Here is a 26,075-nt window from a genome sequence, read left to right as displayed (position 1 = left end):
GCACCCCCATCCCGGCAGTAACGATCGTCAAAACATGACGGATCTTTTGCTCTCGATCGAACCTGCGCGGTACACTAATACGTTGATAAAACAAGCTTTACGCCCTGCAACGGGAAGCCTTCGGTCTTTCGTTTTCCGTGTTCCAAGCGGAAATCGCCACCGCTCAACATAGATAAGCATGCAAGTAACCAAGACGAACGATTTCTGGAAGCTGATCCTGGAATCAGGCCTGATGACGAAAGAGGCCTGTAAACCACTACACGATCAGTATCAGCAGACCGCTAACAATGGCGATGCTCGGGTATTAGCGACCTGGCTGGTCAAAGGTGGCCATCTGACCGCCTATCAGGCTCGTGTTCTGCTCGCAGGTCGGGCCAAGGCGCTCACGATTGGCGAATACCAGATCGTCGATCGGATCGATTCCGGCGTCCTGCAGGGAACCTTCGTCGCCAAGCACCTTTCCAGCGGCCATCCCGTCTGGATGCATCCGATCGCCCCGGAGATCCAAGCCGATCCGGTGCGATTTCCGATTGTGCAGCAGATGTGTCGTCTTCGCTCGTCGGTTCCGCATCCGCATCTGATCCGCTGCTTTCACCTGCGCCAGGGGCCTAAACGCAGCTATCTGGTGACCGAACAGCTCGACGGCAACCCGTTGGCCGAAAGCCGGCCAGGGGATGGCGTTCCGATTCCTGCGCCCGACTGTGCCCGGCTTACCCGTCAGGCAGCCCTCGGCGCCACGCAGATCCACAGCCAGGGGATGGTCCTGGGCGATCTAACGATGGATCAGCTTTGGCTCGAGCCGACTGGCAACTTGAAGCTGCTGCATCTGCCGGTTCGTCCAGTCGAGGCCATTGCCTGGAACGATGAAGAACAAAAGGCTCGCCTCGATGCGTTAGCGAACGTGGCTGCACCAGAACTACAACAAGCTGGCGCGGCACCGTCCAAGCTGACCGACATCTATGCCCTTGGCTCGATCTTGTTCGATCTGCTGACCGGCAAGCCGATGGTCGCTGGCTCGGTTGCCGAACGTTTGCAGCAGCATCTCACGGCCAACGTGCCGACACCTCCGTACATCCCCGGCGAACTGATGCAGGTCGTCCAGTATCTGTTGGCCAAGAACCCTGGCGGCCGATACCAGAACGCCCAGGACGTTGCCGAAGCGCTGCGTCCGTTCATCGAAGCTTCGCAGTTGGCTCCGGCCATTGGCGAGACACCGCCAACGCTGGGAACCTATTTGCAAAAGCTCGCCGCGCAGTCAGCAGAACCAGTTGCTGCTCCGCCAGCCGCCGCCGCTCCACCAGCCGCGATGCCATTTCCCGGAGCAGCACCTCCTGCGGCGACTCCGGTTCCGCAGCCAGCACCGCCGGCCGCCGCGCCGTTCCCAGGTGGTGGCATGCCACAGCCCGTCGCACCGCAAGCAGGCATTCCGCAGCCTCCGATGGCACAGCCGGTTGCCCCAGGCATGGTGGCTCAGCCGATGGTGGCGACCGCGGTCCCAGCGGCTCAGCCCGTCGGCGAAGCGACCCCAGGCCGGGCATCGGCGTTGGCAGAACGCATCCGCAAGCGAAAGTTCCAGCGCAAGATCACCAGCCTGGTGGTCTTGAGCGTGATGGCGATCGCAGCGATCGTTGGTGGCTATTACGGCATGGGCATCTTGTTCCCATCCGAAGAAATCGCCGACAACACCTCAGTTGTGGAAACGCCGGTTGAAGAAGATCCGCAAACGCCTGACACGCCGGTCGACACCAATCCCGAGCCTGTCACGCCGACCGGTCCGCAGTTGGTGGCCGACGATGGTCAAACGTTGTGGGCCTCGCCTACCTCAGGCGAACCGATCGATCTGACCGGCCTGCCGAAAGACACTCGACTCGCCCTGGTCGTTCGCCCGAGCGAATTGACCGGCAGTCCGGAAGGGGATCGAATCTTGCGAGCCCTTGGCCCGCAGTTCACCGAGATTCGCCAGCAGTTGGAAAGCAGCCTCGGAGTTCGCCTCGAACAGCTCGATTCGCTGACCATTGGTATGGGAGCATCCACGGCCAACGGACCTCCGTGCCTGGTCGCTCGCATGAAAGGAAGCACCGACTTGATTTCGGCTTGGGGGAACCCGACGCCCGTTTCAGGGGCTGCAGTTCCGATGTACGACGTCAAAGGTTGGACCGTGATGCCGATGCCTGGCAAAGAAAGCCAGGAGTTCGTCGCAGGGAACAAGGCGGTCGTGCAAGCCATTGCCCAGGCCGGCGTTTCCGCTCCGCAGCTTACCCGCGAACTGGAACAACTTCGCCGCGAATCGGACAATCTGCAAACGGTTAACTTGTTGGTCGAGCCACAGTTCCTTAATACGAATGCCGCTCAGGCAATGCGTGGCGAATTATCGGTCGCGACGGCACCCCTGAAAGACTTTCTGGGGGAAGGGCTGCGTGGCGTGCTGGTGAGTGGACATCTCGGGAAGAACCTTTACGTCGAAATGCGATGCATCGGTTCGCTGAGTCTCGATCCGCCAGGCCTGGCCAGTTCGATGAAGGAAAAGATCAATGGTGTTTCGCGTCGGTTGGAAGATGCGATTCCTGCCTTGAATCCAACGCCTTACTGGCGTCGTCTCGCTTTGCAGTTTCCGAACATGGTTCGCTTTGCCTATCAGCACACACGAACTGGTGTCGAAGCCAATCAAGCCGTAGTGAATATCATGCTGCCTGCTTCCGCAGGGCAAAACCTTGTCGCCGGCACGGAACTGATGCTGGCCGCCAACATGTCGGGGGCAAGTGCTCCAGCGGCAGGGGGGGGGATGCCGGCCCAGAAGAAACCGGAGACAATCGCCGAGAAACTAGCCAGCAAAATGAGTATCTCATTCCCGCAGAATTCCCTCGAATTCGCCATCCGCGACATCGGTGACGAAGCGGGCCTTGAAATCGAGATCAAAGGTGGCGACCTCCAATTGGACGGCATCACCCGCAACAAAGAGATCAAAGATTTCCATCATGACAACAAGCCAGTCGGCGAGATCCTGGCTCAGCTACTGGTAAGAGCCAATCCGGAAGCTTCTCCGGGTGCCGGGACCGAGGTTCAAAAGCTGATTTACGTGGTGCATCCGGTGGATGGTCCCGAATCGGAAAAGAAGGTGATTGTCACCACCCGCAAGGCAGCCGAAACGAACAAATACACGCTGCCGGAAGTATTCAAAATCAAATAGTCTTGTCTTTGCCCAGAGAAGTTGCGTGACTCCATTCCGTGTTCAATGCCCGACCTGTGCCGCTCGCCTGAAGGTGACCAGCCGCTCGTTGATCGGTCAGATCGTGAACTGCCCCAAATGTGGCAGCATGATCGAGATCGCCGAGCCTGCGCCTGCTGGTGGAAAGCCGGAAGCAGCCAAGCCGGCCAAGAAGCAGACGGAAGAGAAGCCCAAGGTCGCCGCAACGCCTCCGGTCGCGCCGCCAGCACCGGTCGAACCACCGGAGCCTGAAACGGCGAATGTCGAAGTCTCGGATTCCGAGGCGATGTTTGATAACCTCGACGAGATGCTCGATCACAAGCCCGAGGCCGCCCCTGTGGCTGCCGGTGCCTCGGATGCTGCCCCTCCGGAAACGCCGCCGGAAGTCCATCGGTTCAGCGACACCGCTTCGGTTGGCAAGTGGCGGAATGTTGCCTTGATTGGTGGTACGTCGGTGATGGCCCTGACCACCTTCGCGGTGATTGGTTACTCGGTCTTTTCAGGCAAAGCCACACCTCCGCCGGTCGATCCAAACGAAAACCAGCCGGTCGAAGTCGCCCAGGCCGACCCACCGGTCGAAGAAGAACCAGTCACCACCGAAGAGCCGGAAGCCAAAGAACCTGTCGAAGCTGCCTTGCCGGAAACGCCACCTGAGGGAGTGCCCGCAGCCGAGATTCCAGCGGACGAAGAGACGCCGGCCGAGACAGAGACAACCGACCAGCCGAAGCCAGAGCCGACTGCTAAGCCAGCCGATCCGATGATGCCGACGGACGACAATCCGTTCCTGTTCGATAATCCCGACGCCGCGAATCCGCCGGCGGCAATGCCTGACAAGCCAGCCGATCCATCAACGGACGCTGGCAATCCGGTTGTCGCGGATCGTTCTCCTTCGATTCTCGAACTGAAGGATGACCCGCTGTACGAGGTTTTCGGCGAATCGTTCCCGATTCTCGATCCTTCCGCTTTTGAGAACGCAGGCGGAAGTGCTCCGAATGCCCCGGCCGCCGCGACCACTACTCCTGAGCCGGTCGTTTCCGTTCAACCAGAACTGGTGCCACCGATCCCGGTCGTCGATGTTGCTCAGCGACTGGGCGATCCGATCGTGCGGATTGAATTTCAAGGAATGCCGCTGAACGACTTCGCTTCGTTCGTCACCCAGATGAGCACGGTCCCGGTCACGATCGATCCGTTGGCGTTAGCCGCTGCCGATATCACGGCGACCACGCCGATCACGATCAATCAAACGCAGACTTCGGTCCAAGGTATTCTGGACAGTGCCATCCGGCCGTTCGGTCTGGAAACGCACGTTACCGATAAGAGTGCCCGGATCAGCATCACGCAGCCGCTCGACGGACATCGTCGCACGCAGCGTCTGTTGGTCGACGACCTGGTAGAAAACCAGCAGCAAGTGGCCGACATCGCCTACATGCTGACCCACTTGGTCGAGCCTCTTTCGTGGAAGCAATCCCGCGGCGAAGGGCTTTATCGCATCGATCCCGACGCGATCATGGTCACCCAGTCCGAAGTTGCCCAGTTCAAAGCGTTGGTCTTTCTCGAGAAGTTGCGGGTCGCTCGCGGGCTGATGCCGCGCAGCAAATACAATCCGGGACTATTCAGTCTGACCTCGCGCGAACAGCAGTTGGCACCCGCGTTGCAAAAAGATGTGAAGATCCAGATCGTTGTGCCAACGCCGATGTTTAAAGTAGTCGACCAGCTCGAAAAGAAAACGGGGCTCACGATCTTGTGCGACTGGGATTCGCTTGCCCTCAACAAGATTGGCCCGGCGACGCCGGTCACCTTGTCGGCCCCAGGTGTCACCGCAGGTCAAGCACTCGATCAGTTCTGCAAGGCCTGGAAACTGGAAGCCTTGCCGATCAATGCGACGACCGTTCAGTTAGTCGCCGAACAGACCGTACCGATCATGCCTTGGTTGGAAGCGTATGACGTCAGTCATTTGAACCTGAGCAAGTCGTCGGCTGCGGCGATGATTAACGATACTAAACGAGAGCTGAGCGACCTTCGCAAAACGACCTACGGCGAAGTGCTATATGATCCGATCTCGAAGAAACTGTTCGCGCTGCTGTCGAACGACGATCATCGTCGATTGAAGTTTGCGTTGGAACGAAAACGGTCTTCGTAATCGAACGCTTTCTAGTGCGAGCCATCGAACGCCGCATGATCGTCTGGATCACGCGGCGTTCTTTTTGAGCTCTCACCTCAACCATGCTCAGCGGATGCGACTAGACGTCCGCACCACACTTCAGGCCAACGGCATTGGCGACCGCACGGCAGCGCTGCATCGTGGCGGCGAAGGTTGGCAGGTCGAGCGACTGGTAACCGTCGCTCATCGCTTCATCTGGCTCTGGATGCACTTCGACGATGATGCCATCGGCGCCAATGGCAACGGCGGCAACACACATGTCTGGCACCAGCGAGGCATGACCGGTACCGTGGCTCGGATCGATAACGACCGGCAGGTGAGTCTTTTGATGCAAGTAGGTCACCGTGGCCAAGGGCAGGGTGAAGCGGGTGTGCGATTCGAAGGTGCGGATACCTCGCTCGCATAGCATCACGCGGCTGTTGCCTTCGTTCAGAATGTACTCTGCGGCGAGCAGCAGCTCGTCGATCGAAGCGGAAGGGCCACGCTTCAGCAGCACAGCGCGGTCCACGCGTCCGACCGCTTCCAGCAGGCGGTAGTTCTGCATGTTGCGAGCACCAATTTGCAGGACGTCAGCGTACTTAGCGACCAGCTCAACATCTTCCGAAGCAACCACTTCGGTGACGACGGCGAGGCCAGTTTCTTCCCGGGCCGTGGCCAGCATTTTGAGGCCATCTTCCTTCAGACCCTGGAACGAGTAAGGGCTTGTGCGTGGCTTGAAAGCGCCACCTCGCAGGGCCGTGGCACCGGCGGCTTTGACCGCTTTGGCCGATTTGACGATTTGCTCTTCGTCTTCAACGCTACATGGGCCGGCGATAACGCCACACATGCCGTTGCCAACTTCCAGGCTGCCTGCTTTGACAAGCGTTGGTTCCGGTTTGACTTCGCGACTGGCCACCTTATAAGGCGCCAGGATCGGAACCACCTTCGAGACGCCAGCAACGGTCTCGAGCGATTCACGCATCTCTTCTCGTTTGTCGCCGATGGCGGCGATCACGGTACGTTCGGTGCCGACAATCACGTGGGCTTTCAGGCCGAGTTTCTCGACTTTTTCGGCGGCATGCTGGACCATGGCTTCGGTCGCTTCGCGTTTCATGACAATGATCATTTGCTTTCTCTTCCCTGGCTTGGTTTGGTGAGGTGTGGGATCGTTAAGGTTGAGTCGGGAAACAAAAAAAGCCCTGAACCGTTTTCCGATTCAGGGCTTTGGTGTTCTCGCGTTTATGGCTTGGCAGCTTTACACAGAATCCTCGGCCCTACTCGGAAAGTAGGTAAAGAAGAAACCAAAATAAAACTGCCAGCTGTTGTTCATAAGCGTTATTATGTGCGCGATTTCGTTTGTGACAAGTCCGTATTCCGTGAACTTGCCATGAAGTGGCCAAGTTTCGCCTATTGCCGCACCGGCGACGCGGGAAGCATTTCGTTTCCGGCAATCGGCACTCCGCGAGAGACAGGTGCCGGGGCAGCCTGGTTCGCAGTCGCCGCCGGAATTCGAATCGTGAACGCGGTGCCAACACCCACCGTGCTTTGCACGCGGATCTTACCTTTGTGGGCTTCGACAATGTCACGGCATGCCGCAAGACCGATGCCGGTTCCCCCCTTGCCGGTTTCATCAGGTCCACTCTTGGTGGTGAAGAACGCATCGAAGATATGCGGCAGTTGATCAGCTGGAATGCCACAGCCATGGTCACGAACCAACAGATCGACCATGTTCGACTGAGGGTCGAACGACAGTTTCAGAATCAGTTGACCACCTTGAGGCATTGCCTGGCGGGCATTGATCATCAGGTTCAACAAGACCTGCTGCACCTGGTTGCCATTGGCCAGGGCCTGGGGGACTTCGCCACGCTGGAAATCGATGGCGATGCGATACTTTCGCAGTTCCCGTTCCAGCAGCACAATCGAGTCGTCGACAATCTTGGCGATGTCGGTCGGTTCCATGCGGTCGCCACGATTCTTGGCCAGGGCCAGAACACCGGTCGTGATCTTGGCGGCGCGTTCGCCAGCGGCGGCGATCTTTTCGAAACAGTTGTTACGTGTCTGGTCGTCGGTATGACGAAGCCCCATGCGGGCATAGTTGATCACCGACATCAGCACGTTGTTGAATTCGTGCGTGGTCGTGCTGACCAGTTCACCGAGGGCCGTCAGCTTCTGCGCTTCGAGCAAGCGTCGCTTCAGGATTTCAATTTCTTTGGCCTGACGCTCGATGATGGAAGTTTCGGAGGGGGCTTGCGAGTGGGTCATCCTTGAGCCTGCTTGCGTTAGTTCCGCGATTGACCGGTGACGAGCTAGCAGCTGGCAATCTGCGAATCGACAGCTTCCTTGCTGGCAATTCGAATGCAGGGGGCAGCACGTCCCGTAATATGTCTATCGTCGATCCCTAGGTGACCGCTACAATTCGTGACGGAATAATCCGCAGTCTTTGTGGCTGCTCATGCAAATTGCCTAGATCATCGGAGTTAGCAAGGATGCACACCCTCGATCTACTTGACCAGGCGATCGCTACGGCGAAAGACCTTGGCTATCAGATCCGCCGCGAATGGCTCAACGGTCAGGGAGGCGGTGTTTGCGAAATGGCCGGCAAACGCTGGATCTTCCTCGATCTCAGCCTTTCGTCGATGGAACAACTCGAGCAAGTTCTCGATGCTTTAAAGTCGGATCCTGCCCTCGAACAGACACCTCTTACACCGCAACTGGGCCAGGTGCTCGGACGCCGTCGCGCAGCTTAATCGGTGCTGGCATTACAGCCGATGCTTAGACGTGTGTCGGCTGATTGCGGAAAACATGCTGCGTTTCGATGTACTTCTCGACGCTGCGGGGCACCATGTAACGGATCGAACGTCCTTCGGTAACGCGGCGGCGGATCTCGGTACTGGAAAGATCGATCAGCGGCATCTCGACGAAGTGCTGCTTGATCTGCGTCATTTGATCTTCGTTGAGAACTTCCGGCAATCGACCCCAGTCATTCAGATCGAAGCCAGGGCGACCGACGGTGCAGATGGTTGCCAGCTCGCAGATCTCTTCGATCTTGTGCCAGTGAAAGAGCGAAGCGAACGAATCGCCGCCGATCAACAGAAATAGCTCGGCATGCGGAACGATCTGTCGGACTTCTCGCAGCGTATCGACGGTATAGCTGAGACCGCCACGTTCCAGCTCGATCGGGCTGACTTTGAAGGCATGGTTGCCAGCAATTGCCAGTTCTACCATTGCCGTACGATGAGCATCGGACGCCAGCTCGACATCCTGCTTCAAGGGGTTCGAGGCAGCCGGTAGGAACCAGACTTCGTTCAGTCCGCACTGTTCCCGACACGATTCTGCCAAAAGCAAGTGACCGTTGTGAATTGGGGAGAATGATCCCCCATAGATTCCCAGACGCATGGTACACCCCCTCGAGATAAGGTCGAAGTCGCTGTGGGTGGGAAGCTTGCCCTCAAACTGCTATCGTATCGGTCCCCGGCAGTCATTTCTAGAACGACCCAACTAAACCCTAGCATCTCAGATCTCGGTGAAGAACCAAAAAGGACTTTTCGGCGACGATTCCACTCCCTGGGAACAGGACGATGCCCAGACTGGGTTAGTGGCGTCGATCGTGATGTCTACGGGCCCTGAGAAGACTTTCGACTATCTGGTTCCCGACGAACTGGTCGGCGAAGTCTTGCCGGGACGAAGGGTTTATGTTCCGCTGGGGCGTTCCAATCGACGCGTGATGGCGTACTGCGTTGCGGTTGAACGGAAGGAATACGGCACGCGGAAGCTGAAATACGTTCTAGGAACCTTGGATCAGCAAACGCTGTTATCTTCCCACATGCTGCAGATGACGCAGTGGATGGCGGACTATTATCTGGCCAGTTGGGGCCAGGTGCTCGACGCGGTCATTCCGGCCGCCGTGCGTGGAAATGCCGGCACGCGTGAAGTCACGCTGCTGAGCGTTCCGTCCGAAGTGGTCATGCGGCTGTCGACTATCAAGCTTCCGGAAAAGCAGCACAAGGTTCTGGCAACCTTGGCCGCTGCCAGCAAGCCCATGACGCCGGGCGATCTGGCTGAGAAATGTGGTTGCACCCAAGCCCCCATCACCGGGCTGCGAAAAAAGAAGCTGATCGCGTCGGAAGTTCGCCGAGTGAGCCATGCCCATTTCGACGAAATCGACATGGAACGCGAGCCTGCCAAGACGCTTAGCGAGATGCAGGCCTCGGCACTACAAGTCATTTTGAACCAAGTGAAATCGCCCCAGCCGAAGCCAATCTTGCTGCATGGCGTGACTGGCAGTGGGAAGACGGAAGTCTATATCCAGGCGATTCAGCATGTGATCGATCAAGGCAAGCAGGCAATTGTCCTGGTGCCCGAAATCAGCCTCACGCCGCAAACCAAACAACGCTTCGCCTCACGGTTCGATCGGATCGCCGTGCTGCATAGCCACATGAGCGACGTCGAGCGGCACTGGCAGTGGAAGCGTATTGCTTCAGGGATCGTCAATGTGGTCGTTGGTGCTCGAAGCGCAGTCTTCGCACCCACGCCGCAGTTGGGCATGATCATTCTGGACGAAGAGCATGACACGTCGTTCAAGCAAGATTCCGTTCCGCGATACCATGCACGCGAAGTCGCCGCCAAGCGGGCCGAATACGAAAAAGTGCCGCTGATTCTGGGGACTGCGACTCCTTCGCTCGAAACATTCTACCGGGCGCAGAAGGGGGAATACGAACTGATCGCGATGCCTAATCGCATCGGCAACCGACCGCTTCCGGCCGTACGTACGGTCGACATGCGCTACGACAAAACGACCAGCTTTCGCGGAGCAATCAGTCGGCAGCTTTATCATTCAATGAAGCGAACGCTGGAACAGGACGGGCAGATTATTTTGCTGCTCAATCGCCGCGGCCATAGCACGCACATACAGTGTCCTGCGTGCGGTCACCTGGTCGAATGCCCTCACTGCGAGATCCCGCTGACGCATCACATAACCGATGGCAGCACGGTTTGCCATTACTGCGATTACCGCAGCACCGCCCCGCGCGTCTGTCCGGTGCCGACGTGCCGTTACTCTGGGATACGTTTCTCAGGGATCGGGACGCAAAAGCTGGAGCAAGAGGTGAAGTCAAAGTTCGGCTCGTACCCGATCATCCGGATGGACTCGGACACGATGAAGAAGCCTGGCTCGCACGAAGCGGCGTTAGAGCGGTTTCGAAATCGCGAAGTGAAGATCCTGGTCGGTACGCAGATGATCGCCAAGGGACTCGACTTTCCAAACGTGACATTGGTCGGCGTGATCAATGCCGACACGGCACTTCACTTTCCAGACGTACGCGCTGGGGAGCGGACCTTTCAATTGATTACCCAGGTTGCCGGGCGGACAGGGCGTGGCGATCTGGGGGGGGAAGTGCTGGTGCAAACGCTCAGCCCCGATCATCCTGCGATCGAAGCCGCCACGCGGCACGATTACGCCCTGTTTGCCGAACGTGAGCTTCCTTTCCGTCGCGATTTCCAGATGACACCTTTCGCGCACATGGTTCGCATTATTGCTCGTGGGCCGACACAGCCGTCGGTCGAACTGTTCATGCAACGGGTCTCGGAAGAGATGGCACGCTTCGCCGAGGAAAATCGAGGTGAGATCTCGCAGCAAGGGCCAGCTCCGGCACCGATCGAGAAACTACGGGGAAATTACCGCTATCACTTGCTGCTACACAGCTTCGATCGGCAGTTGATGCGTAACGCGGTACTGCGATGTCGCGAGAAAATTGCTGTTCCCGAGGATGTCGTGTGGATTGCCGATGTCGACCCGATCGACATGATGTGAGCTTGCCTGGGAAATCTGGGTAGTTTCAGATGGCCGAAAGCGCTAGAATTCAAGGGTAACTGACTCCCTTCAAGTAAGCTAATCCGTATGTCGTATCGTTCCATCAAGCGAGTTCTCGGCGAGACCAATCTCGAGCGAAAATGTCGTTTTCTGTACGGAACGTGCCTTTTGCTGCTGATTACCGGTAGTTTCTGGTGGTATGGGCAGTCGACCGAGCAGTTGGTGCACAACAACAACTTGAGCACCGGCCGGCACCTGGTAGACGCTGTTCTGATGAAGATCCATTGGAAGCATGACGCCCAGGCCCAAAAGAATCTGGATGGCTGGGAAAAGCTGGTGCAAGATACCGGGCTCGATCTCGAGTACGTCAAGTATCGCTGGCAGGTCATGACCCTCGATCCGGCCGACCGAGCTTTGGCAGCCACTGGCCGAGCGGCGGAACGGATCCATCTGCCGGCCAACGAAGAAGAAGCCGATATCTTGCGGCGGCTGAAAGAGATTCAGCAGACTCGTGACAAAGAGATCCTGGAAAAGTTCTTGCGAACGCCAGATCTCGACACGCAGGAAACGACCGACGAGTTCATGCAGGTCGGTCACGAGAACGACGATGACTCAATCCCGTACTCGCCTGCCTCCGAGGCGTTCTACGATGCCGAGAACCAAGAGTACATCTATTACCAGCCGATCTACTGGAAGCGGTCTTGCACGATCGCTTGCCACAACACGAACCTGGCGCCTGCCTTTCCGACCGGTGCCCTGGTTGAGAACGAACTGCCGTTCAACGTGATCAAAATCGTGAAAGACGACGAGATCACCCAGTTTGCCCTGACCAAGAACCGGGCTTACCTGTTGGCCACGGCCATTATCACGGTCGCGCTGTCGATGATCGCGTTGTACTTGATCGTGCGATACATCATCGTGAAGCCGCTGACGCACTTGCGTGATGTGAGCGACGAGGTCAGCCAGGGACATCTCGACGTGCGTGCCGAGATCTACACCGGCGACGAATTCGAAGATCTGGCCACGTCGTTCAATCGCATGTTGGCGCACTTGATCGATGCCCAGAACAAGCTGACCTACGTCAACCGCGACCTGGACGGCAAAGTCGACCAGTTGGCCCAGGCCAATATGCAGTTGTATGAAATGAACTGCCTGAAGAGCGACTTCCTCGCCAGCATGAGTCACGAACTGCGAACTCCGCTCAACAGTATTCTCGGCTTCTCCGACGTACTGCGCGGGATCGACAGCTTGAACGACAAGCAGAAGCGTTATGTCGAAAACATTCAGAAGTCAGGCCGACTGCTGCTCGACATGATCAACGATATTCTTGACCTGGCGAAGATCGAGAGTGGCCGGATGGAAGTTCGTCCGTCGCGGTTCTCGGTATCGGCCGTCGTGAGTGGGGCCTGCGACATGGTCCGCTCGTTGACGGAAGAAAAGAATATCGATCTTACCTGCCAGGTCGACCCGAATGAAAAGCCTGCGTTGCAGGATCAATCGAAGTTCCAGCAGATCTTGACGAACCTGCTCTCCAACGCGATCAAGTTCACGCCCGAAGGTGGACGCATCGGTGTGAAAGCCCAACGAATCGATGGCCGGCTTTGCCTTGGCGTAGGGGACACGGGCGTCGGGATCGCCGAAGAAGATCGCGAAATCATCTTCGAAAAGTTCCGCCAGGGAACGACACCTCAAGGGGATACGCTGACTCGCGAGTACTCTGGCACCGGACTGGGGCTTTCAATCGTCCGCGAACTGTGTCAACTTCTCGGCGGAACGGTTCGCGTGGAAAGCGAGTTGGGGAAGGGGAGTACCTTCTACGTGGACATCCCGTGGGAAATCGAAGATCGCCCCGATGTCATCGAAAACTCGTTCACGGCCCGGATCGACGAAATCACCAAGAGCAAGCAAGGAGATTTCGTGAAGATCCATGGTTCTCGCACGGTCGAGACGCCTGAAACGATGGATTCTTCGTCGAAGTAACGCCGCTGGCTGGACGTTTCTTCTTACGCGTGGGAAAAGTTTGGCGACGGATCACCCGCGGATCGCATTTTCCGCCCGTCCATAGCCTTTTTCCTTGTGCAGCAAAGCGGCATAATTGGTCGTTTGAACCCCGACCCAACGGAGCAGAGCATGGCGGCTTCCCCATTTGAACCTGAAGTTCTCCTTTACACCGACGGAGCGTGTAGCGGAAACCCTGGCCCTGGCGGCTGGGCATTCATCTTGAAGCATCCCAAAACGGGCAAAGAGATGGAGAAGTCAGGCGGCGAGCGAGAAGCGACCAACAACCGTATGGAGTTGATGGCGGTGATTGAAGGGCTGAAAACCCTCAGCCGCCCCTGCAACATCGAGCTCTTTACCGACAGCGTGTACGTTGGCAAAGGGATTTCGGAGTGGATGCCCAATTGGAAGAAGAACAATTGGCGCCGCAAGGAAGGCAAGTCGTGGAAGCCGATCAAAAACGACGACTTGTGGAAGCAGCTTGACGAACAACTGCAACTGCATCGCGTCAAATATACGCGTGTGCCAGGGCATAGCGGGCACCCTGAAAACGAACGCTGCGACGAGTTGGCGGTCGCGGCCTATCAGCCTTATCGATAAGAAGTGCCGTCCCACCAGACAGAGGTCGCCATGTCCGATCGCCGCGATTCGACACCGCTGCAGCGTTTGCGAACGCCGGTGCAGTTTCTGAAAGGTGTTGGGCCGCAGCGTGCCGAGAAGCTGGCCAAGCTTCAGCTCTACACGGCGCTCGATCTGATCTTCTTCTTTCCTCGCGACTACCAAGACCTGCGCGAGTTGGTCTCGATTGACGACCTGATCGAGGACGAGCCTGCGTCGATTGCCGGCGTGATCGAAGACGTCGACTTCCGGGGCACCGGCCCAGGTCGATCGATCCTGGGGATTCTCGTTCGCGACAACCAGGCTTATTTGCGAGGCGTTTGGTTCAACCAGCCGTTCATGCGAAAGCGTTTCAACGCCGGCCAGCATGTGATTGTCTCGGGCAAGCCACGCCATCAAGGTAACCGCTGGGAGATGGCCCACCCGGTGGTCGATATCATCGAACCAGGCGAGCGGCCGGAAGGTGGCAAACTGCTGCCGGTCTATCCGTTGACCGAAGGAGTGCGTCAAGGAATGATGCGAAAGATGGTGCATGCCGCCCTCGATTCGCACGGGGAAGATCTGGAAGAAGTCCTCCCGGAATCATTTCTGCAGCAGCATGGCTTGCTGACAATTCACGACGCCCTCAACAAGATCCATCGCCCTGAGACCCGCGAAGACATGGAGGCGGCTCGCAAGCGGTTCATCTATCAGGAACTTCTGGTGTTGCAGTTGGCGATGTCGCTTCGCAAGCATCAATTGAACGAACGCAAGAGTGCCATTCCGATCCCGGTCGACTTCAGGATCGACGAACGAATTCGCCGGTTGCTTCCGTTTGAATTGACCGAAGATCAGAACCAGGCAATTCACGAAATCTGCCACGATCTCGGGCGAACGATTCCGATGAATCGCCTGCTGCAAGGGGACGTCGGTACCGGAAAGACGATGGTCTCGGTCTATGCGATGTTGGCAGCGGTCGCGGCGAAGTCGCAAGCAGCACTGATGGCGCCGACGGAAGTGTTGGCTCGGCAGCATGCGCGAACGCTGACAAAACTGCTAAGCCATGCCAAGGTGCGGATTGGTGTGCTGACCGGTTCGTTGACCGACAAGCAGCGGGAAGAGGTTCTGCAGGAAGTCGCCCAGGGAGAGATCGATCTGCTGATCGGCACCCAGGCCATCATCGCTACGGAAATCAACTTTCAAAAGCTAGGCCTCGTGATCATCGACGAGCAGCACAAGTTTGGCGTGCGTCAGCGTGCCGCCCTGCGAAGTGCCGGCAACGATCCGCATTACCTGGTGATGACCGCGACGCCTATTCCGCGAACGGTCGCCCTGGGAATGTTCGGCGACCTCGACATCTCGACAATTCGCAAAGCTCCGCCCGGTCGACAGGCGATCAACACCTACATCGGCGACGACGAGCAGCGCGAGAAGTGGTGGCACTTTTATCGCAAGAAGCTACGCGAAGGCCGCCAAGGCTACGTCATTGCTCCGCTGGTTGATGAAACACAGCGCGAAGATACGATCGGTGGCGTCGAGCAGTTACTGGAGCATCTGGCCAACGGCGAGCTCGAAGAATTTCGCCTAGAGATGCTGCATGGTCGTATGCCGCCGGCCGAGAAAGATGCCGTCATGCAGCGGTTCGCCAACCACGAGATCGACGTGCTGATCGCCACGACCGTGGTGGAAGTCGGCGTCGACGTTCCGAACGCTGTGATGATGACGATTGAAAGTGGCGAACGATTTGGTCTGGCACAATTGCATCAGCTTCGTGGTCGAATCAGCCGAGGTAAGCATCCTGGCTACTTATGCGTGTTCGCCAATCCGACGACCGATGCTTCGCGTGAACGGCTCGAAGCGTTTGCCGGCACGACCGATGGATTCGAGTTGGCGGAAGTCGACTTCAAGCTTCGCGGGCCGGGCGATCTTTTCGGCTGGAAACAGCATGGCATGCCTCCGCTACGGATCGCTGATCTGCAGCGTGATGGCGAACTGTTGGCGAAGGCCCGAGCCGACGCGTTCTCGATCACCGACACCGATCCGAACCTGGCAGGTGCCAAATGGGAAAAGCTGCAGCGGATGGTGCTGACCCGCTACGGAAAGTCGCTCGACATCGGCGACCTTGGCTAGACGCCAAGACGGTACGCTTTTACGTGGGGATCGAAACGTCGTCCCAGGCGGCATCCTCGAAGCAGATCAGCCAGTTCAGGGCATGTCGCCGCTCGATCAAAACGCTGGTGTTGATATTGGATGGTGGCTTCTGCTTACGCTGCCGGATTTCGGTCGTCGCCCAGTGCAGTCGTAAATGAAGATCGACTGCTTCCAGGATTTCCGCAGCGGAACGCAGCTTCGCGGTGGCGATCATCTCGGCCGCATCGCGATCGAGAATATCGCGAACGACAGCCGGAACATCGCAGATCTCTTCCGGGAAGGGGAGCGTATCGAAGTGCCCTAACGCCCACCGCAGCAAAAACAACGCTTCGTAACGCCACACGAAGTTCATCACCGATTGCTGGTCCGGCATGTCGGTCTGCATGAACGTTATTTCGTTCGGCGTCAGCGATTCGAAGGCGAGCGGCAGGCGTCGCCGCATTTCCTCTTGCGGGACCGGCTGATGCTCGGCAAGCATTTCGGCCCGGCTGGCAACTACCAATAAGCTGAGCGTTCGCTGGGCAACCTCTTCGGCCGATCGCAATTGGACTTCACACTCACCCACAACCGGAGGCAGCGACGGCAGCGTCGGAATACCGAGTGTGGCCAATTGTTGTTCCGTAGCTTCCTTCCGCTTGCGAGCATCCGCAGGGAAGGGGAGTTGAGCTTCCTCGTCGCAACTTCCATCGGCCGGATCGACAAGCGTGTATCCCATCGCATCGCAAACCGAACCATCTGGCATGAACAAGATCGCGTTCGCCTCTTCGGCCCAGTAAGCGAACTTCTCGAAGTCGTCCTGATCGATCGTCAGGCTGAACTGATGCTGGACACGCTCGATATGGCGATAGACGTGATAGAGAACCTGTGTCATTTCACGCTGGCCGTTCTGCATCACGTAGCCGACGAAGCCGTTCAGGTGCTCGGCGAGTTCCGCATCGCTGCGATCGCGTCGCGAGTGCAACTCGTGGGGAAAGTTGGGTTCTGGTGGATTGCGATGGGTGCAGTAAGCGTTGATCAGAAGCATGGGCGTTTGAATGAAGTAAGGTTAATCATCTTTGGTTGGGGAACTACCAAATTTCAGCTTCAAGCTGATTGTCGGTTTCGAGTCGTCTTCCCCCAGATTCAAAATCACGGCGTTCTCGGCCGGCGATTCTTCTGGTTCGACTGGCTCTTCTTCCTTGCCCAGCAGTTTGTTCCACTTCGATTTGATGGCATCTTTGCTGCGGCCTGCCAGATCGCCGGCGATTTCTTTCAGTTCCTTCTTATGGAACCGCGTTGTCGTTAGATCGTCGTGACTTCCTGGTTTGCCATCTGGGCCGAATGAAAGCACGACTAACTTGGTTCCGTTGAGCACATCCGATCGTTGCAATACGAGGTGATGTTTCCAGGCATCGATCTCCGGTAGTTTCCCAGCCTGGATCTCTTCGCCTTCAGCAACCACATCAGCCAACGCTTCGTCCGCGATCCGTTCGATCTGCGCCCTCGTGTCGGCGATCTTGCTCTTCTGCCAATCATCGGCAATGCGCCAACCGATAAAGATCGTGGCGAACGTCAGGATGAGGACCAGCGGGACGAGAAAGAAAATTGGAGATCGTCGAACGGCCCGAGTCGAATCATTCCATGGACGCTGGAATGCTTCCTGCAGCGACTGACGATAACGAAGTTCTGCTTTCGAGAAACCAAGCGAACCGATCTCTTTCAGGAACATCGCCGTGGCCAGCGCTGCGCGAACGAAGGCCTCGCCCACTTTGAAAGCGAGCAGGAAGAAAATCATCGCCAGCCAGAAGAGCAGTTGCAGTACCAGGCCCATGACAATTCACGAAGAGGTTCGATCGATTGCGATACACGGGGTATTGTCACTTCCCGCGAGCGAGGAAGTCAACCTTGCAAGTCTGCGTGGGCTTATTTCCGTTTGCCAGCGAAAGACGCGGTAGTCCTAGGCGTTGTCAACGACGCGCCGGGCTGCGTTCAAGATTTGTTGCCGGCGCGGATCAGAAGATCGTCGCAGTTGACGTTCGATGGCAACGATTGCCAATGGTTTGGCATCCGCATCGATGGTCCCTTCGTCGAGCAATTGCCCGAGTGCGGTGGCGAGGATCGTGATGTCGAGCGTATCGATGTCCCAGTGATCGGCCAGAAATGCCGAAGAGGGATCGGCCAGGTCCTGAGCGATTCGCTCGTCAGTGTAAAGTGACGCGTTGTACTGCTCGGACTGACCATCCAATATCCAGTCCAGACAAACCATCAGGGGCTGGTCTGGATTCTCTTCACGCCAATCACGCCACTCGTAATAGGCGTCCGACCCTTCGTCGCTGCCGAAGGGGGCTTGTTCATCGACGCAGTCCCAGAAGAACTCTTCGGTCATCAACTTTCGGGCACGAACATGAGCCGTTTCAGGCTCGTTGAATGGATCGTGATCCGACATAGCAACCGGGCCTTTCGCGGCTTAGTGAACTTCGACTGCTTCGCCGGTGGTCCACTCCGACATGTTGTCGGGATTACGTTCGACGCGATTGTAAACCGTGTCGCGTTCGACCGGTTCGCGGCCTGCTTCGGTGATCAAACGCTTGATGTCTTCGACCGACATCACTTCAGGCGTCGTCGCACCTGCATCGTGGTAGATCAGCTCGTGGCGAACGGTACCGTCGATATCGTCCGCACCGTACGACAACGCCGTTTGAGCGGTGCCGATGCCGAGCATGATCCAGTAAGCCTTAATGTGCGGGAAGTTGTCCAGCATCAAACGCGAGACCGCCATTGTTCGGAGGTCCATCATGACCGAAGGCTTCTTCAACTTCTTGAGTTCGGCCAGTTCGGTGTTGTCAGGATGGAAGGCGAGTGGAATGAACGTCTGGAAGCCGCCTGAGACGTCTTGGGTTTCCCGCAGACGAATCAGGTGGTCAATGCGGTGATAGGCGTTTTCGATGTGCCCGTACAGCATCGTCGCGTTCGTCTTGATTCCCATTTCGTGAGCGGTGCGATGGATCTCGTGCCACTTGCCGGTATCGGCCTTGTGTTCGCAGATCTGATCGCGGACTTCACGATGGAAGATTTCGGCACCACCACCTGGCATGCTGCCGAGGCCTGCGTCGCGAAGGACTTCGAGCACTTCGCGAACCGACTTCTTCGTCAGGAACTCGAACCAGTTAATTTCAACGGCGGTCCAAGCCTTCAGGTGCAGCTTCGGGTAGGCATCGTGCAGGATCTTCACCATGTTGACGTACCAGTCAAACTTCTTCTGGTGATGAAGGCCGCCGACGATGTGCATCTCGGTGCAACCGTTGTCGACCGCTTCCTGACCGCGAGCGAGGATCTGTTCGTCGCTCATCACGTACCCACGCGGATCGCGAAGGTCGGCTCGGAACGCACAGAAGTTGCAGCGATAGACGCAGATGTTGGTCGGGTTGAGGTGGGTGTTGATATTGTAGTAGCCGAAGTTGCCGTTCTTCCGCTCGCGAACCATGTTGGCCAACTCGCCCACTTCGTTCAGTGGAACGTCGTCGCGGTAGAGGAAGACGCCTTCGTCCAGGTTCAAACGTTCGCCGTTCTCGACCTTCTTGCCGATGGTATCCAACGAAATTTTGTCAGCTCGAATCATTTCAGGTCGCTTGATCCAAATTTGAGAGGGAACGTTTTGTCTGGCTTCTTAACCGCGTTAAACGGGTGATTCGTAACTGCTATGGTCGCCGTTTGCCCCATTCGCTGCAAGGCGGGTCAGTTCCAAAGCAGGTCGATGCTCGTGAAAAGAAGCACGCCAACACCAATCACCGTGTTCACATGGAAGAACGCGAGATTCACTTTCGAGAGGTCGCTCGGGCGAACCAGCAGGTGTTCGTACACCAGCAGCGCGGCAACGGCCGCCAACCCCAGCCAATAAATCAAACCCAGCTGAGGTGCCGCCAACGGCAGGGTGGCAAATGCCAGCACCGCCAGAAGATGACTGACCGCAGCGATACGTAAAGCACCAGGAACACCGAACTTAGCAGGCACGCTCCGCAGCTTGGCGTCGCGATCGAAATCGGCATCCTGGCAGGCATAAATGATGTCGAACCCAGCCACCCAAAAGAGGACACCCAGGCCGAGTGCTGCCGCTGGAAGGATGTCGGCGGGATGGTTCAGGACAATCTCGCCCCGGATCGCGACCCACGCACAAATGGGTGCCAACATCAACGAAATTCCCAGCCAATAGTGGGCGAAAGCGGTGAAGCGTTTCGTGTAGCTATAACCGCATAAAAAGGCGAGCACTGGGACCGACAACGCCAGGGGCAGCCAGTTCGGCCAGAACAGCAGTGTCGAGGCGACAAAGCCGATGCTGCAGACCACCGTGAACAGAACCACGCTCTGTACCGAGAGCAGCCCGGCCGGGATATGCCGTGCGGCAGTTCGCGGGTTCTCGGCATCGATTCGGCGATCGACCAGACGATTGAACGCCATCGCCGCGCTGCGGGCAAAGACCATGCACAGCAAGATGCCCAACAGGGCCTGCCAGGTCAACTGAACCGTTTCCCCTTCCGGTGCTGGGATCGCCCAGGCCATGATGGTCGCCAGCAAGGCGAAGGGCATGGCGAAAACCGTGTGGCTGAAGCGGATCATTTCCAAAATGTGGCGAAGTCGCTCAGGCATCTTCTCCCCAGCGTTGCATCAAGGCGTGTGGAATTTCGAGTTGGTCCAGGATCCGTGCCACCATGAAGTCGATCAAGTCGTCCAGCGATTCGACCCCGTGATACCAGCCCGGCATGGCAGGCATGACGACCGCCCCCGCTTCAGCCGCTTTGCGGAGGTTGTCGATGTAGCCGAGCGAAATCGGCGTTTCCCGCGGGACCAGAATCAGTTTGCGGCGTTCCTTCAGGTGAACTTCCGCAGATCGTTGGATCAAGTTCGTGCAGTTGCCATGCACGATGCCTGCCAGGGTGCCGCCAGAACATGGACAGACCACCATGCCCGCCGAGCGTGCTGAACCACTGGCCATCGGGGACATGAAGTTGCCGAAGTGGTAATAGCGGAGCGTGCCTGGTTTCGTGGCCTGGTTCTGTTTGGCGGTCTCGGTCAGACGCAGGTCGTCGGCGGGGATGCTGTCGGTTACGAGCGTGGTCGGATCGAAGCTATCGAGTTCAAGCCGAATGCCCAGCTCTTGCTGGAAGACCGTTTGCCCCGATTGGCTGATCGAAAGCTGTACGTCGTAACCGCTATGGTACAGCACGTTCAGCAGCCGGCGGGCATAGACCGCTCCGCTGGCTCCGGTGATTGCCACGACGACTGGCAAGCTCATTTTGTCCCCACGTAAAGTGTGGCCACGCCGAAGGTGAAAGGCTTGAAGAACACATCTTTCAGCCCGGCCGAACGCATCTTCTCGGCGAGTGCTTCGCCATGTGGAAATTCGCCCACGCTATCGGGCAGATACTTGTAGGCATCTTGCTTGTTCTGAGCCAATGCCTGACCGACGCGTGGCAAGATGTTCTTAAAGTAGAACTGGTAAATGCCTCGGAATGGCTGCCAACGCGGCTGCGAGAACTCGAGCACTGCGACCTTTCCGCCAGGGCGGCAAACGCGTGTCATCTCTTGGAGTCCGGCATCGGTGTCGGCCACATTTCGTAGACCGAAGGCGACCGACACGATCTGGAAGGTATCGTCCTCGAAAGGAAGCTGCTGAGTATCGGCTTCCTGAAAACGAACTTGGCCGTTGATGCCAAGTTTTTCCTTCTTCACCTCGCCTACTTCCAGCATCTCGGGGCAGAAGTCGGTGGCTTCGATTTGAACCTTGCCGCCAGCGGCCTTCCAATAGGCCAGTGCCAGGTCGCCGGTTCCGGTGCAGCAATCCAGGATGGGGCTATCGCCGGTCGGCGGGACGATCTTCACGGTTCGCCATCGCCAGTACTTATCGATGTTCATCGAAAGCAGGTGGTTCATGCGGTCGTAGTTGCCCGCAATTTCCGAGAACATCTGCCGAACTCGGGTACCCGATTTATCAATCGCCATGCGTCGTCAGGCCTGAATTGTCTTAAATCTAAGGGACTAAACTGCTTAATCTACCGGAAATGGCTACCCATGGTAACACGCCCCCAAAAGTGAATTCCCGCAGGCCAATCGGGACCGGGTGACGTCTCGACGGCATGGGGAGGCAGGCCGATTCGCTGCTCTGACGCAGAAATTAACCTCGAGAGTCTTTGCTGGAAGCCAATCTAGATCGCGAGGTAAGTGCAGCAATCACAATGGTTTGAGGCTATGGCAGGCCAGCGGTGTGGTTTTGTGGTCACGGCGGTGGCGGCTATCTGGGGGCGATTCGCTCCCTGGAGGCCTATCTGCGATTGTCTCCCTTGTCACCGAGCGCTATAATCGTAGGTTTTCCAGCACATCAGGGGAACGGACTAGCGAAGGGCTCGTCCGCGAACTTGCCACGGAGCGAAGGTCATGAAAGAAAAAATCCACCCCAAATATCAGGAAGCCGTGATTAAGTGCGGCTGTGGCAACTCGTTCACCACGCGAAGTACCCGCAAGGAAATCGTGGTCGACGTTTGCAATGTTTGCCATCCGTTCTACTCCGGTAAGGAACGTTTCGTCGACTCGGGTGGTCGTATCGAAAAGTTCAAGAACAAGTTCGCCGGCAACTACGCCAGCCTGGCAAAGAAAAAGAAGAAGTAGCTTCTTCCAATCTGAATGTCACTTGCACGCGAGAATCCTCTGCTGAGGGCTCGCGTGTTTTCGTAGAATCTCACATTCAACGGCCTGACGCGTTTACTTCTTTGGTCAGGCCAACCTCAGGAAGACGCTTCTCATGCGCGACATCTTGGAAGAAAAGCTCGCTCGGTTCGAGTTCCTCGAAAAGCAGATGAGCGACCCCGACGTGTTGTCCAATTCGTCGATGATGGCCAACGTGGCACGCGAACATGGTTCGTTGGCCCGTCTTGCCGGTCGCTATCGCACGTTCAAGAACATCGTGGGCGAAATCGAAGACGCGCGAGAGATGATCGACGGCGACGACGCCGAGATGGCCGAACTGGCCGAAGCCGACCTGATCGAATTGAAGGCGAAGCGTGAGAAAGTCTGGCACGACCTGCTGGACATGACCATCGGTGGTGAAGACGCCAACCGCGACAAGATCGTGCTCGAAATTCGTGGTGGTACCGGTGGTGACGAAGCTGCTTTGTTTGCTCGCGACTTGTACGAAATGTACAAACGGTATGCGGAAAGCAAAGGCTGGAAGTACGAGATCATGGAATCGAATCCGACCGAACTGGGCGGGTTCAAGGAAGCGATCATCTCGGTTTCTGGTGAAGGTGTTTACCGGGAAATGCAGTACGAAAGTGGTGGTCACCGCGTGCAGCGCGTTCCGGAAACGGAAACCAAGGGCCGCGTTCACACTTCGGCCGCAACCGTCGCCGTGATGCCTGAACCAGAAGAAGTCGAATTCGAGCTGAACGACGCCGACTTCACCGTCGAGCGTTACGCAGCGAGTAGCGGTCCTGGCGGTCAGCACGTCAACAAGACGGCATCGGCCGTCCGTCTGATCCATCAAGAGACCGGCATCATCGTGCAGTGCTGTGAAGAACGTAGCCAGCACAAAAACTTCGATCGTGCTTTGCGTCTACTCAAGACTAAGTTGTACGATGCCCAGCGCGCACGGGAAGCGAAAGAGCGTGCGGACCATCGCAAGAGCCTGGTCGGTTCTGGCGACCGCAGCCAACGCATCCGCACCTACAATTTTCCTGAAAACCGCATCACCGACCATCGCATCAACCTGACGCTGTACAAGCTCGATCAGGTGATGGCTGGTCAGTTGCAACCCGTGATCGACGCTTTGATCGATCACGACCGCGAAGAACTGCGTGGCTCGATGGGAGACCTCGACTAAGCCGCGCAGTCCCTTGCTTTCCCCTTTTGGCGAAAGAGCCCCCAATGTCGACTGCCGAACCATGGACGATTGGCCGTCTGTTAAACTGGACGACAGACTATCTCACGTCGAAAGGGAGTGAAGAGGCTCGCCTCGAAGCGCAGTTGCTCTTATGCCATGCGCTCAAGTGCCAGAAGATTCAGCTCTATACCCGGTTTGAAGAAACGGTCGACGAAGACAACCGGGCTAAGTTCCGCGAACTGGTCAAACAGCGGGCCGCCGGCATTCCGGTTGCTTACCTGTTAGGAGACAGCGAGTTCTACTCGATGGCGTTTGAAGTGACGCCTGATGTCTTGATCCCTCGTCCCGAGACCGAGCACCTCGTCATTGAAACGCTCGATCGCGTGAAGGGACGCTCTGGCGAATCGCTGCGTTTGTTGGAACTGGGAACCGGCAGCGGGATTATTGCCGTCTCGATTGCCAAGCACGCTCCGAAGGTAACGTGCCTGGCGACTGACATCAGCGGCAAGGCCCTGGAGGTCGCCCAGCGTAACGCTTCCAAGCACAAGGTTGACGATCGCATTGAGTTCGCCGAAGGGGACCTCTTTGCCGCGGTGCCGGATGGCGAGAAGTTCGATTTCATCGTCAGTAATCCGCCATATGTTGCGGAATCGGAACGCTCGATGATGGACGCCCAGGTCATCGCTCACGAACCGCATCTGGCGCTGTTTGCGCCGGAAGAGGGAACGGCAGTGTTACGCCGGATCCTGGAAGAAGGAGCCGACTATCTGAAGTCTGGCGGTTGGATGCTGCTGGAGTTCAGTCCGATGATTGCCCAGCGGGTTGCCAAGATCGCGGAAGAGACCGGCAACTACGATCAAATTTCCATCGGGAAAGATCTGGCACGCCACGATCGCTACCTGGTCGCTCGTCGCACGGCTTAGTGCTGAGTGATATGAACTACCTTGGCACGCACCGAATACTCAGGCGGATCGATTGGCTGAGGTCCGCTGCCTTCGTCGATGAAGGTGCGGTTGCGGCCATTTTTCTTCGCCGTACGTAAGGCGGTCATGGCTCGGCTGAACAGTTTCGGCACGGTATCGTTTGGCTTGGCTTCCGTCACGCCGGCACTCAAGCGAAGGTCGAGCTCTTCGCCGTCGAACTCGAAGGCGGTGCCATTAATGGTCTGACGGACACGTTCGACGGCACTTGTGGCCCCACGCGGGCCGACGTCGCCAAAGAACAGCAGAAAGCGTTGACCTTCCAGTCGCATCGCGAACTCGAAGCCGCGATTGGTGCGGATCAGTTCAGAAATGTACTTGCCAACCGAGGCAATGATCAAATCGCCCACTTCTGTTCCGAGCCGTTCGTTTAATCGGCGGAACGCGTCGATGTCGACAATCGCGATGCTTAAGGCACGCTCGCGGCGGATATCGTCTCGCCACCACTCGAACAGTTTGCATTCGATGCCGGTGCGGTTGTAGAGCCCGGTCAATGCATCGACCTTCATGCCATGGTCAATCGTTGCCAGACGCTTTTCAGCGCGAAGCACGGTGACGATGGTTTCAGTCATCTTGTCACGCAGGTCGTGAGCCAGGTCGATCAGGCGTCCGATCTCCAGGATCAGCTTGCGGCACGTATCGGAAAGGTTGTCCTCGAAATCGAGTTGCTGCAGGTTGCTGAGGGTCGTTTCGATCTGAGCCGTTTGCTCGAACAGCGTATCGCACAAGCGGCGACCGACATCCGAGTAAGAACCGAGTCCTCCTTGCGATCCGTCAAGATGCTGAGCCGCTTCGGCCTGTTTATCGAGCCAATCGACATTCACCATGTCCACTTCGTCGGCGATGTCGTGCAGGGCATCTTCGGTTGGCTGATACCAGGTCTCGCGCAGCTTGTTTTCAATTTCGATCATGCGGGCGCGGTAGCGTCCAATTTCCAGACGCAAGACCTGGGCGGTTGCTTCGACCAGACCATTTGCTTCGACCGATTCTGCTTGCAGCACTGCGAGATATTCATAAGGAATAACTTCTTCGGGCGGCGGTAGCTTTTGCGTCGAACTGCTTCCGTCCGTTCGTGACACGGGTGGCGGTTCGTTGTCGAGTTCGCTCAAGAAAATCTCGGCATTCTCGATGGTGACGATCGCCGGCTGATTTTGAATCAGTTGCCGGACGCGCACGGCGGCGCAGAATCCGATTAACAGATTCGCTGCGATCATCAGTATGAGAAGCAGAAACATCTACGTGGCCTTGCTGCACAATTCTTTCGAGTGCTAACCATCCATTGGATGGGTCAAGTAAACGTAGACCACGTTCTGCGACTGGCGAATCAGGTTGCGGAAAATCTGGTC

The 26,075-nt window shown here is 57.2% G+C and carries 21 protein-coding genes; 10 read left to right on the top strand and 11 right to left on the bottom strand.

Annotated elements, in window-relative coordinates:
• Positions 1–178 precede the first annotated feature (178 nt).
• Together ABD890_RS05825 and ABD890_RS05820 are read left to right on the top strand one after the other, a co-directional pair.
• Positions 179–3,187, top strand: coding sequence for a protein kinase domain-containing protein (locus tag ABD890_RS05825; protein ID WP_345086797.1), 3,009 nt, complete (start codon positions 179–181; stop codon positions 3,185–3,187).
• Positions 3,188–3,212: 25 nt separating this feature from the next.
• Complete coding sequence (locus tag ABD890_RS05820; RefSeq protein WP_345086795.1) at positions 3,213–5,345, top strand: hypothetical protein; 2,133 nt, start codon at positions 3,213–3,215, stop codon at positions 5,343–5,345.
• 100 nt (positions 5,346–5,445) lie between these two features.
• Here the strand turns inward: ABD890_RS05820 and aroF are convergent, their stop codons facing one another.
• Together aroF and ABD890_RS05810 are read right to left on the bottom strand one after the other, a co-directional pair.
• Positions 5,446–6,471 (bottom strand): 3-deoxy-7-phosphoheptulonate synthase, encoded by a 1,026-nt coding sequence (aroF, locus tag ABD890_RS05815; RefSeq protein WP_345086793.1) that lies wholly within the window; start codon positions 6,469–6,471, stop codon positions 5,446–5,448.
• 281 nt (positions 6,472–6,752) lie between these two features.
• Positions 6,753–7,607 (bottom strand): sensor histidine kinase, encoded by an 855-nt coding sequence (locus ABD890_RS05810; RefSeq protein ID WP_345086791.1) that lies wholly within the window; start codon positions 7,605–7,607, stop codon positions 6,753–6,755.
• Between the two features lie 224 nt (positions 7,608–7,831).
• Between ABD890_RS05810 and ABD890_RS05805 the strand changes: the two genes are divergently transcribed.
• On the top strand, positions 7,832–8,092 hold the full coding sequence (locus tag ABD890_RS05805) for a hypothetical protein (RefSeq protein WP_345086789.1): 261 nt from the start codon (positions 7,832–7,834) through the stop codon (positions 8,090–8,092).
• A 25-nt stretch (positions 8,093–8,117) separates the two neighbouring features.
• Here the strand turns inward: ABD890_RS05805 and nadD are convergent, their stop codons facing one another.
• Positions 8,118–8,741 (bottom strand): nicotinate-nucleotide adenylyltransferase, encoded by a 624-nt coding sequence (nadD, locus tag ABD890_RS05800; RefSeq protein WP_345086786.1) that lies wholly within the window; start codon positions 8,739–8,741, stop codon positions 8,118–8,120.
• Positions 8,742–8,955: 214 nt separating this feature from the next.
• On the opposite strand from nadD, the gene priA reads away from it, so the two are divergent.
• From priA to recG, 4 genes are all read left to right on the top strand, one after another.
• Positions 8,956–11,154, top strand: a complete 2,199-nt coding sequence (gene priA / locus ABD890_RS05795; protein WP_345086784.1) for a replication restart helicase PriA — start codon at positions 8,956–8,958, stop codon at positions 11,152–11,154.
• Positions 11,155–11,241: 87 nt separating this feature from the next.
• On the top strand, positions 11,242–13,134 hold the full coding sequence (locus ABD890_RS05790) for a sensor histidine kinase (protein WP_345086782.1): 1,893 nt from the start codon (positions 11,242–11,244) through the stop codon (positions 13,132–13,134).
• Positions 13,135–13,284: 150 nt separating this feature from the next.
• Positions 13,285–13,752, top strand: a complete 468-nt coding sequence (gene rnhA / locus ABD890_RS05785; RefSeq protein ID WP_345086780.1) for a ribonuclease HI — start codon at positions 13,285–13,287, stop codon at positions 13,750–13,752.
• 30 nt (positions 13,753–13,782) lie between these two features.
• Positions 13,783–15,879 (top strand): ATP-dependent DNA helicase RecG, encoded by a 2,097-nt coding sequence (gene recG, locus ABD890_RS05780; RefSeq protein ID WP_345086777.1) that lies wholly within the window; start codon positions 13,783–13,785, stop codon positions 15,877–15,879.
• 19 nt (positions 15,880–15,898) lie between these two features.
• On the opposite strand, the gene ABD890_RS05775 is transcribed toward recG, so the two are convergent.
• The 7 genes from ABD890_RS05775 to ubiE form a co-directional block, all read right to left on the bottom strand.
• Positions 15,899–16,924, bottom strand: a complete 1,026-nt coding sequence (locus ABD890_RS05775) for a DUF4272 domain-containing protein (RefSeq protein ID WP_345086775.1) — start codon at positions 16,922–16,924, stop codon at positions 15,899–15,901.
• Positions 16,925–16,945: 21 nt separating this feature from the next.
• Positions 16,946–17,710, bottom strand: coding sequence for a hypothetical protein (locus ABD890_RS05770; RefSeq protein WP_345086773.1), 765 nt, complete (start codon positions 17,708–17,710; stop codon positions 16,946–16,948).
• Between the two features lie 126 nt (positions 17,711–17,836).
• Positions 17,837–18,325 (bottom strand): molybdate metabolism regulator, encoded by a 489-nt coding sequence (locus ABD890_RS05765; RefSeq protein WP_345086771.1) that lies wholly within the window; start codon positions 18,323–18,325, stop codon positions 17,837–17,839.
• A 21-nt stretch (positions 18,326–18,346) separates the two neighbouring features.
• Positions 18,347–19,498, bottom strand: coding sequence for an aminofutalosine synthase MqnE (mqnE, locus tag ABD890_RS05760; RefSeq protein WP_345086769.1), 1,152 nt, complete (start codon positions 19,496–19,498; stop codon positions 18,347–18,349).
• Between the two features lie 116 nt (positions 19,499–19,614).
• Entirely contained in the window at positions 19,615–20,523 is a 909-nt protein-coding gene (locus ABD890_RS05755) for a UbiA-like polyprenyltransferase (RefSeq protein WP_345086767.1), read from the bottom strand.
• Positions 20,516–21,169: a UbiX family flavin prenyltransferase gene (locus ABD890_RS05750; protein WP_345086765.1), complete on the bottom strand. Its 654-nt coding sequence runs from the start codon at positions 21,167–21,169 to the stop codon at positions 20,516–20,518. Before ABD890_RS05750 ends, ABD890_RS05755 begins: the two co-directional genes overlap by 8 nt.
• Complete coding sequence (gene ubiE, locus ABD890_RS05745) at positions 21,166–21,876, bottom strand: bifunctional demethylmenaquinone methyltransferase/2-methoxy-6-polyprenyl-1,4-benzoquinol methylase UbiE (RefSeq protein ID WP_345086763.1); 711 nt, start codon at positions 21,874–21,876, stop codon at positions 21,166–21,168. The genes ABD890_RS05750 and ubiE overlap by 4 nt, the downstream gene beginning before the upstream one ends.
• A gap of 432 nt (positions 21,877–22,308) precedes the next feature.
• Here ubiE and rpmE point away from each other — a divergent pair, with 432 nt between their 5' ends.
• The 3 genes from rpmE (at position 22,309) to prmC (ending at position 24,672) form a co-directional block, all read left to right on the top strand.
• On the top strand, positions 22,309–22,539 hold the full coding sequence (gene rpmE, locus ABD890_RS05740; protein WP_345086761.1) for a 50S ribosomal protein L31: 231 nt from the start codon (positions 22,309–22,311) through the stop codon (positions 22,537–22,539).
• A 133-nt stretch (positions 22,540–22,672) separates the two neighbouring features.
• The gene (prfA, locus tag ABD890_RS05735; protein ID WP_345086758.1) at positions 22,673–23,749 is read left to right on the top strand and encodes a peptide chain release factor 1; all 1,077 of its coding nucleotides are present in this window, start codon (positions 22,673–22,675) and stop codon (positions 23,747–23,749) included.
• Between the two features lie 44 nt (positions 23,750–23,793).
• Positions 23,794–24,672 carry a peptide chain release factor N(5)-glutamine methyltransferase gene (gene prmC, locus ABD890_RS05730; RefSeq protein ID WP_345086756.1) on the top strand — a complete coding sequence of 293 codons (879 nt, stop codon included), beginning with the start codon at positions 23,794–23,796 and terminating at the stop codon, positions 24,670–24,672.
• On the opposite strand, the gene ABD890_RS05725 is transcribed toward prmC, so the two are convergent.
• Positions 24,669–25,964 carry a sensor domain-containing diguanylate cyclase gene (locus ABD890_RS05725; protein ID WP_345086754.1) on the bottom strand — a complete coding sequence of 432 codons (1,296 nt, stop codon included), beginning with the start codon at positions 25,962–25,964 and terminating at the stop codon, positions 24,669–24,671. The two genes, prmC and ABD890_RS05725, sit on opposite strands and share 4 nt — an antisense overlap.
• Positions 25,965–26,075: the final 111 nt, after the last annotated feature.

It is taken from the genome of Bremerella cremea, from assembly GCF_039541315.1.
Taxonomy (GTDB): Bacteria; Planctomycetota; Planctomycetia; order Pirellulales; family Pirellulaceae; genus Bremerella; species Bremerella cremea.
This window is presented reverse-complemented; position numbering and strand designations above follow the sequence as displayed.

Excerpts from the sequence above, each read along its gene's own strand:
- ABD890_RS05825 (WP_345086797.1), top strand. The coding sequence starts at position 179 with ATGCAAGTAACCAAGACGAACGATTTCTGGAAGCTGATCCTGGAATCA.
- aroF (WP_345086793.1), bottom strand. The coding sequence starts at position 6,471 with ATGATCATTGTCATGAAACGCGAAGCGACCGAAGCCATGGTCCAGCAT.
- ABD890_RS05810 (WP_345086791.1), bottom strand. The coding sequence starts at position 7,607 with ATGACCCACTCGCAAGCCCCCTCCGAAACTTCCATCATCGAGCGTCAG.
- ABD890_RS05805 (WP_345086789.1), top strand. The coding sequence starts at position 7,832 with ATGCACACCCTCGATCTACTTGACCAGGCGATCGCTACGGCGAAAGAC.
- nadD (WP_345086786.1), bottom strand. The coding sequence starts at position 8,741 with ATGCGTCTGGGAATCTATGGGGGATCATTCTCCCCAATTCACAACGGT.
- priA (WP_345086784.1), top strand. The coding sequence starts at position 8,956 with ATGTCTACGGGCCCTGAGAAGACTTTCGACTATCTGGTTCCCGACGAA.
- ABD890_RS05790 (WP_345086782.1), top strand. The coding sequence starts at position 11,242 with ATGTCGTATCGTTCCATCAAGCGAGTTCTCGGCGAGACCAATCTCGAG.
- rnhA (WP_345086780.1), top strand. The coding sequence starts at position 13,285 with ATGGCGGCTTCCCCATTTGAACCTGAAGTTCTCCTTTACACCGACGGA.
- recG (WP_345086777.1), top strand. The coding sequence starts at position 13,783 with ATGTCCGATCGCCGCGATTCGACACCGCTGCAGCGTTTGCGAACGCCG.
- ABD890_RS05775 (WP_345086775.1), bottom strand. The coding sequence starts at position 16,924 with ATGCTTCTGATCAACGCTTACTGCACCCATCGCAATCCACCAGAACCC.
- ABD890_RS05770 (WP_345086773.1), bottom strand. The coding sequence starts at position 17,710 with ATGGGCCTGGTACTGCAACTGCTCTTCTGGCTGGCGATGATTTTCTTC.
- ABD890_RS05765 (WP_345086771.1), bottom strand. The coding sequence starts at position 18,325 with ATGTCGGATCACGATCCATTCAACGAGCCTGAAACGGCTCATGTTCGT.
- mqnE (WP_345086769.1), bottom strand. The coding sequence starts at position 19,498 with ATGATTCGAGCTGACAAAATTTCGTTGGATACCATCGGCAAGAAGGTC.
- ABD890_RS05755 (WP_345086767.1), bottom strand. The coding sequence starts at position 20,523 with ATGCCTGAGCGACTTCGCCACATTTTGGAAATGATCCGCTTCAGCCAC.
- ABD890_RS05750 (WP_345086765.1), bottom strand. The coding sequence starts at position 21,169 with ATGAGCTTGCCAGTCGTCGTGGCAATCACCGGAGCCAGCGGAGCGGTC.
- ubiE (WP_345086763.1), bottom strand. The coding sequence starts at position 21,876 with ATGGCGATTGATAAATCGGGTACCCGAGTTCGGCAGATGTTCTCGGAA.
- rpmE (WP_345086761.1), top strand. The coding sequence starts at position 22,309 with ATGAAAGAAAAAATCCACCCCAAATATCAGGAAGCCGTGATTAAGTGC.
- prfA (WP_345086758.1), top strand. The coding sequence starts at position 22,673 with ATGCGCGACATCTTGGAAGAAAAGCTCGCTCGGTTCGAGTTCCTCGAA.
- prmC (WP_345086756.1), top strand. The coding sequence starts at position 23,794 with ATGTCGACTGCCGAACCATGGACGATTGGCCGTCTGTTAAACTGGACG.
- ABD890_RS05725 (WP_345086754.1), bottom strand. The coding sequence starts at position 25,964 with ATGTTTCTGCTTCTCATACTGATGATCGCAGCGAATCTGTTAATCGGA.